The 15,228-nt window shown below is 65.8% G+C and carries 13 protein-coding genes and 1 tRNA gene; 4 read left to right on the forward strand and 10 right to left on the reverse strand.

What is annotated here, in order from left to right:
• Positions 1-98: 98 nt before the first annotated feature.
• On the forward strand, positions 99-1,658 hold the full coding sequence (locus CKO40_RS05950; RefSeq protein WP_200345283.1) for an ATP-binding protein: 1,560 nt from the start codon (positions 99-101) through the stop codon (positions 1,656-1,658).
• 350 nt (positions 1,659-2,008) lie between these two features.
• Here the strand turns inward: CKO40_RS05950 and CKO40_RS05955 are convergent, their stop codons facing one another.
• From CKO40_RS05955 to CKO40_RS05970, 4 genes are all read right to left on the reverse strand, one after another.
• Positions 2,009-3,337, reverse strand: a complete 1,329-nt coding sequence (locus CKO40_RS05955; RefSeq protein WP_242476856.1) for a DUF72 domain-containing protein — start codon at positions 3,335-3,337, stop codon at positions 2,009-2,011.
• Between the two features lie 81 nt (positions 3,338-3,418).
• A complete protein-coding gene (locus tag CKO40_RS05960; protein ID WP_200345284.1) occupies positions 3,419-4,852 on the reverse strand; it encodes a DegQ family serine endoprotease in 1,434 nt (477 codons plus the stop codon).
• Positions 4,853-4,873: 21 nt separating this feature from the next.
• The gene (locus CKO40_RS05965) at positions 4,874-5,092 is read right to left on the reverse strand and encodes a prevent-host-death protein (RefSeq protein WP_200345285.1); all 219 of its coding nucleotides are present in this window, start codon (positions 5,090-5,092) and stop codon (positions 4,874-4,876) included.
• 21 nt (positions 5,093-5,113) lie between these two features.
• Positions 5,114-5,584 carry a type II toxin-antitoxin system VapC family toxin gene (locus tag CKO40_RS05970; protein ID WP_200345286.1) on the reverse strand — a complete coding sequence of 157 codons (471 nt, stop codon included), beginning with the start codon at positions 5,582-5,584 and terminating at the stop codon, positions 5,114-5,116.
• 165 nt (positions 5,585-5,749) lie between these two features.
• Here CKO40_RS05970 and CKO40_RS05975 point away from each other — a divergent pair, with 165 nt between their 5' ends.
• A complete protein-coding gene (locus tag CKO40_RS05975) occupies positions 5,750-8,017 on the forward strand; it encodes a polysaccharide deacetylase family protein (protein WP_200345287.1) in 2,268 nt (755 codons plus the stop codon).
• Positions 8,018-8,177: 160 nt separating this feature from the next.
• On the opposite strand, the gene CKO40_RS05980 is transcribed toward CKO40_RS05975, so the two are convergent.
• Positions 8,178-8,762 carry a Uma2 family endonuclease gene (locus CKO40_RS05980; protein ID WP_338074129.1) on the reverse strand — a complete coding sequence of 195 codons (585 nt, stop codon included), beginning with the start codon at positions 8,760-8,762 and terminating at the stop codon, positions 8,178-8,180.
• A gap of 396 nt (positions 8,763-9,158) precedes the next feature.
• Here CKO40_RS05980 and CKO40_RS05985 point away from each other — a divergent pair, with 396 nt between their 5' ends.
• Entirely contained in the window at positions 9,159-9,407 is a 249-nt protein-coding gene (locus tag CKO40_RS05985; protein ID WP_242476857.1) for a UPF0175 family protein, read from the forward strand.
• Positions 9,408-9,415: 8 nt separating this feature from the next.
• Positions 9,416-9,898, forward strand: a complete 483-nt coding sequence (locus CKO40_RS05990) for a PIN domain-containing protein (RefSeq protein ID WP_476702798.1) — start codon at positions 9,416-9,418, stop codon at positions 9,896-9,898.
• A gap of 464 nt (positions 9,899-10,362) precedes the next feature.
• Here CKO40_RS05990 and CKO40_RS05995 read toward each other — a convergent pair.
• The 5 genes from CKO40_RS05995 to rpsU form a co-directional block, all read right to left on the reverse strand.
• A tRNA-Ile gene (locus CKO40_RS05995) sits at positions 10,363-10,438 on the reverse strand.
• Between the two features lie 77 nt (positions 10,439-10,515).
• On the reverse strand, positions 10,516-12,321 hold the full coding sequence (gene rpoD / locus CKO40_RS06000; RefSeq protein WP_200345290.1) for an RNA polymerase sigma factor RpoD: 1,806 nt from the start codon (positions 12,319-12,321) through the stop codon (positions 10,516-10,518).
• A gap of 225 nt (positions 12,322-12,546) precedes the next feature.
• A complete protein-coding gene (dnaG, locus tag CKO40_RS06005; RefSeq protein WP_200345291.1) occupies positions 12,547-14,268 on the reverse strand; it encodes a DNA primase in 1,722 nt (573 codons plus the stop codon).
• 42 nt (positions 14,269-14,310) lie between these two features.
• A complete protein-coding gene (locus CKO40_RS06010) occupies positions 14,311-14,754 on the reverse strand; it encodes a GatB/YqeY domain-containing protein (RefSeq protein WP_200345292.1) in 444 nt (147 codons plus the stop codon).
• Positions 14,755-14,836: 82 nt separating this feature from the next.
• The gene (gene rpsU / locus CKO40_RS06015) at positions 14,837-15,052 is read right to left on the reverse strand and encodes a 30S ribosomal protein S21 (protein WP_200345293.1); all 216 of its coding nucleotides are present in this window, start codon (positions 15,050-15,052) and stop codon (positions 14,837-14,839) included.
• Between the last annotated feature and the right edge of the window lie 176 nt (positions 15,053-15,228).

Here is a 15,228-nt window from a genome sequence, read left to right on the forward strand (position 1 = left end):
CCCGAGCGGCGCGGTTGACGGCGCGCTCCGCGGCGCTGCGAGCATCGCGGCGCAAAGGCTAGACTTGGGTCAACTGCAATCCACCGACTCAACGGATCATGCCCCGTCAGCGCCTGCCGATCGGTATCCAGACCTTCCGCGAGATCCGCGAAGGCGGCTACTACTATGTCGACAAGACCGGTTTCGCGCTGCGGCTGATCGACGAGGGCAAGTACTACTTCCTGTCGCGCCCGCGCCGCTTCGGCAAGAGCCTGTTCCTGGACACGCTCGCCGAGCTGTTCAGCGGCAGTCGGGAACTGTTCGCGGGGTTGGAGGCGGATGCGCGCTGGGATTGGTCACGCCGCTATCCGGTGATCCGCTTCAGCTTCGGCGGTGGCATCGTGCACGACCCTGCTGAACTCGAGGACAAGATCCGCGAGCAGCTCGCGATCAATCAGCAGGCGCTCGGCCTGCACTGCACCCAGACTAGCGTCGGCGGCTGCTTCGCCGAGCTCATCCGCACCGCCCACGCCGAGACCGGCGAGCGCGCGGTGGTGCTGGTCGACGAATACGACAAGCCGATCCTGGACAACCTGAACGAGCCCGACAGCGCCCGGGCGCTGCGCGACGGACTCCGCAACCTCTACTCGGTGATCAAGGATTCCGACGCCCACATCCGTTTTGCCTTCCTCACCGGGGTCTCGAAGTTCTCCAAGGTCAGCCTGTTCTCGGGGCTGAACAATCTCCAGGACATCACCGTCGATCCCCGCTACTCAGCGCTGTGCGGCTATACCGAGACCGATCTCGACTGCGTGTTCGGGGCCGAGCTCGACGGGCTGGATCGCGACCAGATCCGCGTCTGGTACAACGGCTACAACTGGACCGGCGAGGCGGTCTACAACCCATTCGACGTGCTGCTGTTGTTCGATCGGCGCCAGTTCCGCGCCTGGTGGTTCGAGACCGGCTCGCCGAGCTTCCTGATCGAGACCCTGACCCGGCGTGAGACCTGGCTGCCGCAGCTCGGGCAGCTCGAGACCGATGCGGCGCTGATGTCGGCCTTCGATGTCGAGCACATCAGCACTGAGGCGCTGCTGTGGCAGACCGGTTACCTGACCATCGCCGAAGAGGAATTGCTCGGCGCAAACTATTTCTACCGGCTGCGCTATCCGAACCAAGAGGTGTACCAGAGCCTCACCAACGCACTGCTCGAGGCCTGGACCGACAACGGCCAAGTGCCTAGCGCGGCGGTGCGCAACCGCCGATCGCTGTATCGACGACTGCTCGCCAACGACTTCGCCGGTCTCGAGCAGCTGTTCACCGCCTTCTTCGCCAGCATCCCGCACGACTGGTACCGCAACAACCCGATCGCCCAGTACGAGGGCTACTATGCCAGTGTCTTCTATGCCTATTTCGCCAGCCTCGGGCTCGATCTGACGCCAGAGGAAGCGAGCAACGCCGGGCGACTCGACCTGGCGCTGCGCTTCAATGGGCAGGTCTACCTGTTCGAGTTCAAGGTGGTCGAGCTGGCGCCGGAGGGTCGTGCGCTCGAGCAGCTCCAGGCCCGCGGCTATGCCGACAAGTACCGCGCCGCCGGCCAGCCGATGCACCTGATCGGCGTCGAGTTCAGCCGCGAGCAGCGGCTGGTGGTGGGCTTCGAGGTCGAGACGCTGGGTGGATGACGCGGCCGACCGACCAATGCAGGGCGCGAACCGATCCCCTGATGCGGTCGCGCTCGGAGCGAGCGCTTCGGCGTCGCGCAGGGCTCCGGCAACTCGTTCAAGACAGCGCAAATCCCGAGACCGATTGTCGCTGCCCGCAATGGTGGTGGTAGGCGCCGGCTTGCGGGCGCTCTTCGCTGCCGCAAGCGCGGCGTGGTCGTCCGCACAAGGGCTCCTACAGCGCTGAGAGCGCGTTGGCAGGGAAAGGGCCTCGGTATTTCTGACGCGATGTATTCTAGAAGCATGCGCCCTGACTTGCGGACAGGACGCGCCCTTCGGCACTGATCGTTTCGCTGCGTTCTGCTCAGCGGTCAGGCGGAATGGTTACGGACGTCCGCGAGCTGTCGGGCCAATTCGATCAACGTCAGCGGCGCCGAGCCCTCGGCCTTGTTGTTGGCGATGACGAACACCGGACGCCGCTCGCCGAGCGCTGCGATGACTGCATCGGCAAGGTCGTGCCGAGCGATCGGATCAGGCTCGCACAGGCGGTCGAACGGGGCATAGCGCTCGCGCGCCTCGGCGTAGCGACGGTTGCGACGCAGCAGCCAGCGCACCACCAGCGGGCCATCTGCGCGATAGGCGTCGAATAGGCTCAGCTGCGTCGGCAGTGGCGGCAGCCGCGGATGCAGTGCGAGGCTCGGCACCGCACCACCGTGGTGGAGGGCGGCCGCAAGATCAGGTGTGAGCAGCGGGCGGTCGCGCAGTTCGACCGCATAGGTCGGCCCCTTCGGCAGTCGCTTCAGGAAGCGATAGAGCGCCTCGGCGAAGCGCCTGGGCTCTGTACTCCCGTCGCGGCCGACCGGCGGAAACTGGAACAGCAGCACGCCGGCCTTGTCGCCGAGCCCCTCGAGAAAAGGGCCAACGGCGATGTCGAGCGCGTGCTCGGCATCGAGGAAGCTCGGGTTGGTCCCGGCCGGCCGGCCATGCGCGGCGCGCCGGAAACGGTCCGTGATCAGCGCCGGGGCCTTGACCAGGAAGCGGAATCCCGGCGGCACCTGGGCCGCCCATCGGGCCAGACGTGCGCTGTCCAAAGGGGCATAGAAGCCGCTGTCGACGCCGACGCTGCGCAGCAGCGGATGCTGCGCATAGGCCGGCAGGCCCTGCTGCGAGAGGTTGCTCTTGCCGCTCGGCTGCCCGTAGATCAACCCCGACCAGCCTGGGAAGGACCAGGACGAGGTGCCGAGGTAGAGCGCGTTCTCCAAGGCGTGGGCCAGCGACTGCGCAAGCGAGCGGACATCGGGGCTCGGCGTTGCTGCTAGGATCGAGGCGGGCAGGGTGCCCGGCGAGGTCTCGCTGTGAGACCGTTCAGACTCCGAAAGTCGGTCTGACGTCGAGCCTTGAACCAAGGTCTGTGTCGCAATGAAGTCCGCACCGTCGAGCAGGCTCTTCCGGCCCGAAGGACGCATAATGGCCTGCGCGAAGGGGCGATCGCCTGCGGCACTGGAGGCGACGCGGGATTGCGCATAGCCGCCATCCGTAGCGGCCCTGAGCCGCGAAGAGCCATCGGCTTCGGATAGTCCTGGCGGCGAGCCCGCAGCTGGCGCCTCACCCAGGGTAGGCCGCCCGTGCTCGCGCCGGGCGCTGTCGACCTTCGCTTCCTCTGGCTCGTCGCTGGTGTCGAACAGGCTCAGCTGGCGCATTGCGGGGCAGTCACTGGTCGCAGCCTGGATGCAGCATTCGGGCCATCAGTGGGCGATCGATTAGGTGCACCAATGGGCGCCTCAGCGCCTTGCGAGCAGCAGGAGCTGGCCCTCGCGAAAGACCTGGGCACTGTAGAGTCCGCCGGCGCTGCGCAGTGCGCCCTTCAGGTCGCTGAGCGTGGCGACCGGCTGGCGGTTGGCCTGCACGATCAGATCGCCCTCGCGCAGCCCGTTCTGCCAGGCGGGGCTGCCGGGGCGCAGCGGGCCGACGATCACCACCCGGGTTCGGCTGCGGTTCGAGCGGCGCACGCCCTCGCCGATGAGCGCGCCCTCGAGCGCTGGGCTCAGCGTCTCGCCATGGACGAAGTCGGCATAGGGGTCCTCGATCACCGCCTGCAGCTGCCGCTCCCTGCCGTTGCGGATGATCTCGAGCGCGATCTCGGTGCCCGGCTGCAGCAGCCCGATGCGCGAGCGCAGATCGCCGGCACTGGCGATGGCGCGGCCGTCGACCGCGGTGACGATATCGCCGGGCTTCAGGCCGGCCTCGGCGGCGGCCGAGTCCGGCTGAACGTCGGAGACCACGGCGCCGCGGAAGATCTCGACCCCGAGCGCGCCGGCGAGCTCCGGTGTCATGTCCTGGGCGCTGGCGCCGAAACGGCCGCGCCGCACGGTGCCGTGCTCGAGGATCTGCTCGACGACGATCTTGACCATGTTGGTCGGGATCGCGAAGCCGATGCCGACATTGCCGCCGCCCGGGGCGAGGATCGCGGTGTTCAGCCCGACCAGCTCGCCGCGCAGGTTGACCAGTGGCCCGCCGGAGTTGCCCGGATTGATCGATGCATCGGTCTGGATGAAGCTCTCGTAGCCCTCGATGCCGAGCCCGGTACGGCCAAGGGCGCTGACGATGCCCGAGGTGACCGTGTGCGCGAGGCCGAACGGGCTGCCGATCGCGACCACGAAATCGCCGACCTGCAGGGTGTCGGAATCGGCGAGCGGGACTTCGGTCAAGGGCACGTCCCGGTTCACGCGCAGCACCGCGATATCGGTCTCGGGGTCGGAGCCGACCAGCTCGGCGTCGAGCCGGCGGCCGTCGTCGAAGGTCACGCGGATCTGATCGGCGGCGCGCACCACATGGTGATTGGTCAGGATCAGCCCGCGCGCAGCATCGATCACGACCCCGGAGCCCAGGCTCTGGCTCTCGCGGCTGCGCTGGCGGCCCGGGATATCGAAGAAGCGGCGGAAGAACGGGTCGCGCAGCAGCGGGTGATCATCGGCTGCGACCTCGCTCACGGTCGAGACATTGACCACGCCGGGTACCGTCTTCTCGAGCATCGGCGCGAGCGACGGGAGCGGCTCGCCGTCGACCTCGGCTGGGAGGGCTGCGAGGCCCGGGGTCGGTATCTGGGCTGCAGCGATCGCGAAGGCAAAGGCGAGGAGGCGCCGTCGCCCGAACTGCCCGAGCACGCCAAACGGCTTGAATCGGCTCCTGGAGCGAAGATGACTGAATACCGACATCGGGATCAATGGGATGAATCTTCAACGGGTACGCGACTCGGCGACGGCATCGAGGATGTCCTGGGTCGTGGCCGCGGTGTCGATTCCGGGCACGTCGAACGGTGACCGCGTCGAGGGTTGCTTCACTGTCAGCGAGAAGATGGTACCATCCCGACGGCGAATCTCGACCTCCTCCTCGCGCGCGGGATCGAGCAGCTTGGCGAGGTGCTGGCGAGCTTCGGAATAGGTGAAGACCTTCATCGTTATTCGTTTGCGGTGTGATCAATCCATTAGCGGGATCGGCAACTCGGCTGTCACTTGGCGCATGCGCCCAGCCAATGTCAGGAGTGGAGCGGGCACGGACCGGGCGCACTGCAGAACGTAGGCATCGTAGGGGAAGAGTCCAAAGTCAGTTGCCGACTGCAGCGCGTCGGCGATGTCGACGCCGAGCAGCCTGACCGGAATCGAGCGCGCCGCCGCGAGAGCGGAGCAAGCTTGCGCGGCGCTCAAACGCTGCCGCTCGACCATCGCCGAGAGGGCGTTACCGATCTCGTAGGGCAGGAGCTCCGGCGCAAAGAGCTCGGCGCCAGCCGTCATCTTCAGGATACGCGGCTTCTTGGGCTCGTTCAGGGCAACCGCGAGAAAGACGTTGGTCTCTGCGACGACATGGATTTGTACAATTGTGCAGACGCGAGCCGTCCAAGCAAGTCGCTCAACCGAGTGGCCGACCAAGCGGCATGCCCGCTCTGGCATCCATCGACTGTTTTCGACGCACCCGGAGCTTCGGACAGCGTCCGCTTTGATCCAGTCCGTTGCGGAGCGTCAGCCTGGCCGGCAGGATGAAAGACTGTAGCGTTCTGGCGCTTAACTGCTCGCGCCAGCCGATGACCGATCACACCGATCGAAGGATCTCTGTCCATGCCCGTCTTCAGCCGTTTCCTCGCCATCGATTGCCCATCACAGCTCGAGGTCGCCGCGGATGGCGGCTATCCGGGGTTTCGCGTCGCGTTCAGCGCCGACGGCGAGATCCCGTTCCCGCAGGTCATCGTGCGCGCCTCGGGCCGGGAGACCCTGCTTAATGGCAACGCGATCCAAGTCATCGCGTCGGGTCCGGAACGCTGGGACTACCTCGCCGAGGTGCCGGCCGAGCGCAGCCCGTCCAACCGGCTCGAGGTCCAGATCGAGGGCTGCCGGCGCGCCGAGATCGACCAGGCCGGTGGCGGCGATTGGATCAAGGCGTTCCGCAGCATCGCCCTGCAGCGCCCCGCGGTTGGCGGTTCCGCCCGGCCCGGCGCGGCGGGCGCGCACGGTGAGCCGGTGCGCGCCGCTGGTCAGAACGGCGATCAGCACGGCGATCAGCAAGGCGGCCAGCCCAGCGTGCAACCCGGCCTTCAACCCGGCCTGCAACCCAGCGGGCGCCCGGCGCCGGTGCAGCCGGCCATCGCGAACGGGGCCGAGGTCAAGGTCTACTTCGGCATCCACAAGCACATGCACCAGCCCTACTACAACACCACCGATCCGGATGCCTGGGATGGCGAGAAGGATGACATCTTCGGCTCGCGCGGCGGCAACTACACCGATTTCGTCCCGGCCGCGGTGCGGCAGTACATCGACGGCGGCCTGCCGCACGCCGGGCTCTCGACCAGCTGGAGCGGGACCCTGATCGAGCAGCTCGAGCGCTGTGCCGAACTCGGCCGCTGCGGTGGGCGCTTCAGCGGCTGGAGCACGGCGCTGCGCGGCATGGCCGACGCCAAGACCGCGCTCGGCAACCCGCGGATCGCGTTCTCGGCCTTCGGCTTCTACCACCCGCTGATGCCGCTGATCCCGCACCGCGACATCGTGCGCAACATCGCGCGCCATCGCGCGCTGATCGAGCGGGTTTTCGGCGCCGAGCCCTCGCGGGTGCTGTTCCCGCCTGAGACGGCCTTCCATGTGCGGATGATCCCGGCGCTGCGCGAGGCCGGGGTCGAGGCGGTGATCTACGACTCGATCCACCGCTTCCGCGCCTGCAAAGACTATCCCTATGCCGGGATCGAGGAGGGCATGCTGCCGCCGAACCCGGCCGATCAGGTCAATCCGCCCGTCGATGATTGGCTGCAGCTGCACAACATCTGGGCGGCATCGAAGATCAGCCCGAGCCTGCTGCGGCCCGAGACGGTCGGCTACGAGGATGCCGACGGCGAGCTGCACACCATCATCGCGATCCCGGCCGAGCGCTACATCGGCAACGAGGACGCGCGCGGCGGCTTCGGCGCGCTGCAGTATCCGGACGTGCTCGGCCAGCTCTATCAGCAGATCGTCGAGACGGGGAATTTCGATCCGGCGCATCCGCCGTTCTTCCTGCTGCACTCCGACGGCGACAACCACGGCGGCGGCGCCGACAGCTACTACCATCACAACACCGGCCAGCTGGTCGAATGGCTGCAGCGCGATCCGCGCTTCGAGCTGACGACGGCCGAGGACTATCTGCAGCGCTTCCCGCCGGACCCGACGCAGATCGTCCATATCGAGCCCGGCTCCTGGGCCGGCGCCGACAACGGCGATCCGCAGTTCATGAAATGGTTCAGCCGCTACGACCAACCCTACTCGCCGGACCTGAACTCCTGGGCGGTGCTCACGGCCTTTCAGGACCTGGTGCACACGCTCGAGGATAGCGTCCCCGAGCATCCGGCCCTGCCCGAGGCGATCCGGCTGCTGCTGACCGCCGAGACCAGCTGCTACTGGTACTGGACCGGGCAGACGGTCTGGGACCAACAGGTCACCAATGCCGCCAATCTCGGCCACCAGCGCCTCAAGGGCGAGATCGATGCGCTGCTCGCTGCTGGCCGCGACCGCCGCGGGCCGACTATCTTCCCGCCCTGGATCGTGCCCGAGAATCCGGGCGGCAAGCGCTGGGGCCAGGGCTGCCTGCTCGACGCCCCGCGCGAGGCGGTGGTGCACAGCTTCGTCGCCGACTGCTCCGGGCTCAAGCGGGTCGAGCTGGTGCTGCGCAGCGACGCCGGCGAGCGGCGCCTGCCGATGACCGATCACGGCCCCTATCGGACGCAGACCGGTGCCACGCTGATCGCCAACTACTTCACCGCCCAGCTGCCGGTCGGCGCCGGCGATATCCGCTACTACATCGAGGCCGAGGACCAGCGCGGCAATCTCACCCGCGGGAGCCTGGAGCGGATCTTCTTGGCGTGATGGGCAAAGATCGTGCTCGAGACATTGCGCCCGAATACCCTCGGTCCCCGCGCCGCAAGCGCCAGGCACAAAGCGGGTTAGCAACTCCTGACGACGGACTCCCGCCAGGTCTTCGACGAGACGGCCGGTGCTCTGGGTCGCCTTGGCCTGAGGTTGGCGGTCACGTCTGCTCGAAGACGACCTTATCGTAGACCTCGTCCAGCGCGAGGCTGCAGCCGATACTCTCGAGCACGACCTGATCGGCCGAGTCCTCGAACGCACTGAGGACCCAGCGGCCGTCGCTGCCGCGGGTATAGAGCTCGACCAGTGGGCGATGCTGAGAGACCAGCAGATACTCCTGCAACGACGGGATGCGCCGGTAGAGCGCGAACTTCTCGCCGCGGTCGTAGCCCTCGGTCGAGTCGGAGGGGACCTCGCCGATCAGGCTCGGGTTGAGCAGCAGGTCGCGTCGCTCGTCATGGAACCGCTGCTCACCGCAGAGTGCCATCAGGTCCGGGTACTTGCCGGCATTGGCGTGCTCAATGTGGAGCCTCATCCGAGCCGTGTAGACCCAACCGGGGCGCCCCTTCATCTGCGTCCAGAGCTGGCCGCTGGTATTGGTGAGAATCGCATTGTGCTCGGCAGTGCCGCCGCTCATCGCGAACACCTGACCGGCCACATACTCGGTGCGCTCGTCGAGGCTGGCGCGCTCCCCCGCGAGCCAATCCTCGAAGCTGATCTCCGGCTCGGCTGCTGCTTGCGACATCATCGGCTCGTCTCATGCTGAGAAGATAGGCAGATCATAGACCAGCAGGGCCGTCTCCATGGCCCACGAGTCGCCAGGGTTCCATCATGATGAGCGGCGCTGTTGCCCTGAAGCTGATCGTCGTCGAAGACGGCTTGGCATCCAACGTCCCGCACATCCGCAAACCGGCGCGAACGCTTGAACACCAAAGACGAGAGCCACCATATCCAGAACTATGCAACCAAGGCAAGCTATCCTCAGGTCAAGCTGGATCTTGACGGCCGCATGACCCCCCTTCTTCTTCGCCCACGGTTTACGTTAATGATCGCGGCGAGGTTCTACCAGAGCTGGGAGGCTCGGAATCAGGCGAAGGTCCGGCAGCCATCGCGATCCAACACCTTGGGGGAGGAGTAAGCCATGAGCACCATGACCATCGACTACCCGGATTTCCTGCCGGCCCTGACGAATCAGTCAGTGGCGGAGTTTGAACAGGAGAGCCGGCTGGCGCTGGCGATGAAGATGTACGAACTGGGTCGCTGGTCCTCAGGGCAGGCAGCCCGCGTGGCCGGGATTCCGCGCGCCCGGTTTCTGCTGGAGTGCCCGCGCTTTAAGGTTTCGACCGTGAGTTGGGATGACGAGGAAATCGAGGCCGAGTTTGCTGACTGATCAGCGCCATGAGACGCGATGCCATTGTCGCGAATACCGGCCCCTTGATCGCCTTGGACGGGATTGGGCAGCTCGGTCTCTTGGTTCGCCTGTTCGATCGGGTCCTGGTGCCGAAGACCGTAGCCGAAGAACTGACGGCGAAGCAGGATAGCCAAGCCACGCGGTTGCCCAATGAGCTTGTGACCGTTGGACCGACGACTGCGCTCGATCCACTGCTGACCGAGATGCTGGACCCTGGCGAGGCAGGCGTCATTCACACCGCCCTCGCAGAGCGACTCCTCCAGGTTCTGATCGACGAGAGAAAGGGGCGCAAGTTAGCCAGGCTCTACGGCTTGCAAGTGTTTGGCACCGCCCGGCTGCTTGTGGAGGCCAAACGGGGCGGGCTACTGGCGTCGGTGACGCAGAGCATGGAAGCGATGCGATCCAATGGCTACTGGATCGATGACAAGATTCTGGACTGGGCCGCGACGGTTGCCGGCGAGAGGACGTGATGGTTGAAAGCAGGTTCAATCGAGGCTGGTCCCGTCGTGGTTTCGCGTGGCTATGGGACGCCGAGGCCCAGTACGGGCAGGATCGCCGTGGGAAGGTGCATGGCAACCGTTGCCGGCGTTTTTTCGACGAGTACAGCGTAGACCACAACGCGGCTCAAACAGCAATTTGGGCAGGCTAATCGGCCCGCAGCGCCTGACAGACTGGGCACCGGTTGCTGACAAACGATGACGACGTTGCCCAGGCCGTTCAGGAACGCACCACGCAGGTTCAGAGCGGGCTCGTTTAGACCTAGATGTCAAGAAGCGTCAACGGATATCGGCTAGGCGAGGAGCCTGACGAGATGGTGTCGGCATTCATCTGTGCCCCAACAGCGCAGCGGCCACTGCAGGGAGCAATACGGTAAGCGAACGGGGTTGATTTAAGCGACTGACGCGCCGCCATGCGACGCTAAGTCCTTGAAATATGGTGGGCCGTGTAGGATTCGAACCTACGACCAAGGGATTATGAGTCCCCTGCTCTAACCGCTGAGCTAACGGCCCGGGCGGAGGCGGGAGCGGCAGCGGGGGGGGCTGCCGCGGGGTGCGCGTCCGTGCGCGATCGGCCAGGGGGAGGCCGATCAATCGGTGTCGAGGAAGCTGCGCAGCTTCTCGGAGCGGGTCGGGTGGCGCAGCTTGCGCAGGGCCTTGGCCTCGATCTGGCGGATACGCTCGCGGGTGACGTCGAACTGCTTGCCGACCTCCTCCAATGTGTGGTCGGTGTTCATGTCGATGCCGAAGCGCATCCGCAGCACCTTGGCCTCGCGCGAGGTGAGGCTGGCGAGCATGTTCTGGGTGGCCTCGCGCAGCCCTTCGGAGGTGGCCGAGTCGACCGGCGAGATCACCGCGGCGTCCTCGATGAAGTCGCCGAGGTGGCTGTCCTCGTCGTCACCGATCGGCGTCTCCATCGAGATCGGCTCCTTGGCGATCTTGAGCACCTTGCGCACCTTGTCCTCGGGCATCTCCATGCGCTCGGCAAGCTCTTCGGGCGTCGCCTCGCGGCCCATCTCCTGCACCATCTGGCGGCTGATGCGGTTGAGCTTGTTGATGGTCTCGATCATGTGCACCGGGATACGGATGGTGCGCGCCTGATCGGCGATCGAGCGCGTGATCGCCTGGCGAATCCACCAGGTCGCGTAGGTCGAGAACTTGTAGCCGCGCCGGTATTCGAACTTGTCGACCGCCTTCATCAGGCCGATGTTGCCCTCCTGGATCAGGTCCAGGAACTGCAGCCCGCGGTTGGTGTACTTCTTCGCGATCGAGATCACCAGCCGCAGGTTGGCCTCGACCATCTCCTTCTTGGCGCGGCGGGCCTTGGCCTCGCCGATCGACATCTTACGATTGGTCTCCTTGATCTCGCCGATCGTCAGCAGGTTGGCGCGCTCGATCTCCTGCAGCCGCCGCTGCGCCCGGCGGACCTCGCCTTCGTAATCCTTCAGCCGTTCCTGCCACGCCTTGCCCGAGCCGATCTGGCTGTCGATCCAGTCGGTATTGGTCTCGTTCTCGGGGAAGGAATCGATGAACGCCTTGCGCGGCATGCCGGCACCGTCGACGCAGAGGCCCATGATCTGGCGCTCCTGCGAGCGGATGCGCTCGATGGTCTCGCGCAGCATCTCGACGAGGCGGTTGAAGACGCCGGCGACCAGCTTGAACTGCAGGAAGTCCTCCGAGACCTGTGCCAGTGCAGCCTGAGTGTCCGGGTGGTCGCGGCCTTGCTCCTCGAGCAGCGTCACGAAGTGCTGGTAATGTTCGCGCAGGGCGGTGACGCGGCGTGAGACCTCCTCCGGGTCCGGGCCGGTGTCCACGGCCTCTTCCGCGTCCTCTTCGTCCTCCTCGGTGCCGTTCTTGATCGTCGGCTCCGGGACCGAGTCATCATCATCGCGGAAGCCGCTGATGATCTCTCCGATGCGCATCTCACCCTGATTCGCCTTCTCAAACAGACCGAGCAGTTCTTGAACCGTGCTCGGATAGACCGACAGGGCGGTCAGGACCTGGTTGAGACCCTCCTCGATGCGCTTGGCGATACGCAGCTCACCCTCGCGCGTCAGGAGCTCTACCGTGCCCATCTCGCGCATGTACATCCGCACCGGGTCGGTGGTGCGGCCAAACTCGCTGTCCACCGATGCGAGCGCCGCCGCAGCGGCCTCTGCTGCTTCATCGTCGGCAACCGCTGAATCATTGCTCAGCTGATCGATCTCGGCTGGGGGCGTCTCGTGGACGGTGATCCCCATGTCGTTGATCATGCGGACGATGTCTTCGATCTGGTCCGCTTCGACGATACCGGGCGGCAGATGGTCGTTGACCTCGGTATAGGTCAGGAAACCCTGCTCTTTGCCTTTTGCGATCAGCTGCTTGAGCTGGGATGACTGCTGCTGTTCTTGGTCCATGCAGATACCCGTACGGCGAAGTCGAGAGGTCAGAGGGTGTGCGCCTGGGGCGACAAATGTGCCGCCAAGCAACAAACCAGTATATCACTGATTTGGTCTATTATTCAACTATTGAGTTCCCTTTCGGGAGCCCGGCTCGATCGCGACGGCCGATCCGGCGCAGTCGCGGCGGACAGCTGCTGATCCTGTCCGGATGGCAAATGGTCTTCGGTAGGAGCCGCTCACTCATGGGGAGCGTTTCAATGTCCGACGCAGTTGCGCTTGCTCATCGGTCGATAGCCCTTCGGAGCCGGCTTTGGCAAGGAGGCGTTGACGCAGCTTCGAGAGCCCTTCGCGATTGAGCCGTTCGATGGCGCCGGTCAGCTCTTCTCCCCGTCCTTCTGGGGGAATGTGGGCAAGCAGGGCGGAATTCGAGAGCTTCGCGACGATCGCGCCCCGATCCGTCTCGCGCCATTGCTCGCAGAGGGCGACCGAGGAGATGTCGGGCTGTCGCGCGATGCAATCGAGCAGGTCTGCGAGCAGTTGTGTGCCGGGGTTGTCCAGCTCGCGCCAGTCCTCGGGCTCTGCGCGTATTTGAGCGGCTCGCTGCGGGTCATCGAGCAGGAGCGCGATGGCGCGTCGCGCCGGTGTGAGCTGGATCGGAACCGGCGCTCGGGGGGCCGGTGCGCCGGAGCGCCGGCGTGCGGCGCTGGGCGAGCCGGTCACGCGCGCGAGCCGCCGCTCGAGCAGGTCGCGGAAGGTGCCCGGCGGCATCGAGCGTAACAGCGGCTGTGCGGCGGCATCGAGCGCCGCCCGGCCTTCGGCGCTGTTCATATCGCGGTCGGCCTGAAGCTGATCGAACAAGAAGTCCGACAGCAGCGTTGCACCGTCCAGGCGCTGCTCGAAGGCCGCTTGCCCTTCCTGGCGGATCAGGGTGTCCGGGTCTTCGCCTTCGGGCAGGAACAGGAAGCGGATCGTTTGCTGGCCGGTGGCCTGCGGGAGCACCGTCTCGAGCGCCTTCCAGGCTGCGCGGCGCCCGGCACGGTCGCCATCGAAGCAGAACAGGATCTCCGGCGCGCTACGCAGCAGCCGGCTCAGATGCTCAGGCGTCGTGGCCGTGCCCAGGGTCGCCACCGCATAGGGAATCCCGAACTGGGCGAGCGCGATCACGTCCAGATAGCCCTCGGTGACGATCAGGCGCGTCGGTTGCCGGTTGGCCTGCTGCGCCTCGTACAGCCCGAACAGCTCGCGTCCTTTATGGAAGACCGGACTTTCCGGTGAGTTCAGATACTTGGGCTCCGTGTCATCGAGCACCCGCCCGCCGAATCCGATCACGCGGCCGCGGCGATCGCGGATCGGGAACACCACGCGATTCCGGAAGCGGTCATAGCGGCGCCCGTCGCGCTCGATCACCAGGCCGGCCTGCTCTAAGCGGGCCTGCTCCTCGCGGGTCGTTCCCATGCGCTTGAGCAGGAAGTCCCACCCCGGCGGGGCAAAGCCGAGTCCGAAGCGCGCGGCGATCTCGCTGCTCAGCCCGCGGCCGCGAAGATAGTCGACTGCCTGGCGCGCCTGTGGGTGCTCATGCAGTTGCTGGCGGTAAAGCGCTGCGGCCTGATCGAGGATGGCGTAGAGCGGCTTGAGATCGGGGCCGGCCTGGACCGCATCGCCATCGCTCGGCACCTCGAGACCGACGTGCTGCGCAAGCTCTTCGATGGCTTCGCGAAACTCGAGCCGATCGTGCTCGATCAGGAAATCGATCGCATTACCATGCGCGCCGCAGCCGAAGCAGTGGTAGGTCTGCCGGCTTGGCGTGACGACGAACGAAGGCGTCTTCTCGGAATGGAACGGGCATAGGCCCTTGAACAGACCGCCGGCCTTCTTGAGCTGCACGCGCGCGCCGACGATCTCGGTGATCTCGATGCGATCGAGCAGCTGGGCCCGGAAATCGGGCGGAAACTTGCCGGCCATCGGTGCTCAATCGCCCCGTTGCGGCAGCATGAAAGCGGCGTCTCAGCCGGACAGTCTCGTCTTGACCTCGGCGCTGACGGCGGTCATGTCTGCCCGCCCTTGCAGCTTGGGCTTGAGCAGGCCCATTACCTTGCCCATGTCCTTCATGCCCTCCGCCCCGGTTTCGGCGATGGCGGCATCGATCAGTTGCGCGATCTCGTCGTCGCCGAGTGCTGTGGGCATGTAGGCTTGACAGACCTCGATCTCGAAGCGTTCCTGCTCTGCCAGCTCCTGACGGCCCGCCTCTAGGTACTGCTGCATCGAGTCGCGCCGTTGCTTGAGCATCTTGTCGAGGACGGCAAGACACTGCGCGTCGTCGAGCTCGGTCCGCTCATCGACCTCACGCTGCTTGATCGCTGCGTTGATCAGCCGAATGACGCCGAGACGCGCCTTGTCGCCCGATTTCATCGCGGCCTTCATGTCGGCCTGTAAACGCTGTTTCAGCATTGCAGCTCGTGACCTGACTGAGAGGGAGCAGCCCGGCCTGTCTGGAGTGGCCGGCGCCGGGGGCGGACACGCCTCGGTCCGTTCAGTATGCGCGTTCCCAACGCCGCGCCTCGCGGGCGAGCTTCTTGTGATGGCGCTTGACTGCAGCGGCCTTCTTACGCTTACGCTCGCTGGTCGGCTTCTCATAGAACTCGCGACGACGAACCTCGGCGAGGACGCCGGCCTTCTCACACGAGCGTTTGAAGCGGCGGAGGGCGACCTCGAATGGTTCGTTGTCTTTGACGCGGACGCTGGGCATGTAGACTCCCGTTGCTCTCTATCCAGGGGTGGGCCAGGGGTTAGGACGATCAGGCGATGCCGCGCGGACGGCTGGACGCTCAGCCCAGTGCCGGGCCGAGTCGGACCAAGCGGAACACCGGTATGGGCCTACCCAGGCGGCTGAACGCGCGGTGCGATGATCAGTTAGACTTCAGA

Source organism: Halochromatium glycolicum (genome assembly GCF_016584085.1).
In the GTDB taxonomy this organism is placed as follows: Bacteria; Pseudomonadota; Gammaproteobacteria; order Chromatiales; family Chromatiaceae; genus Lamprobacter; species Lamprobacter glycolicus.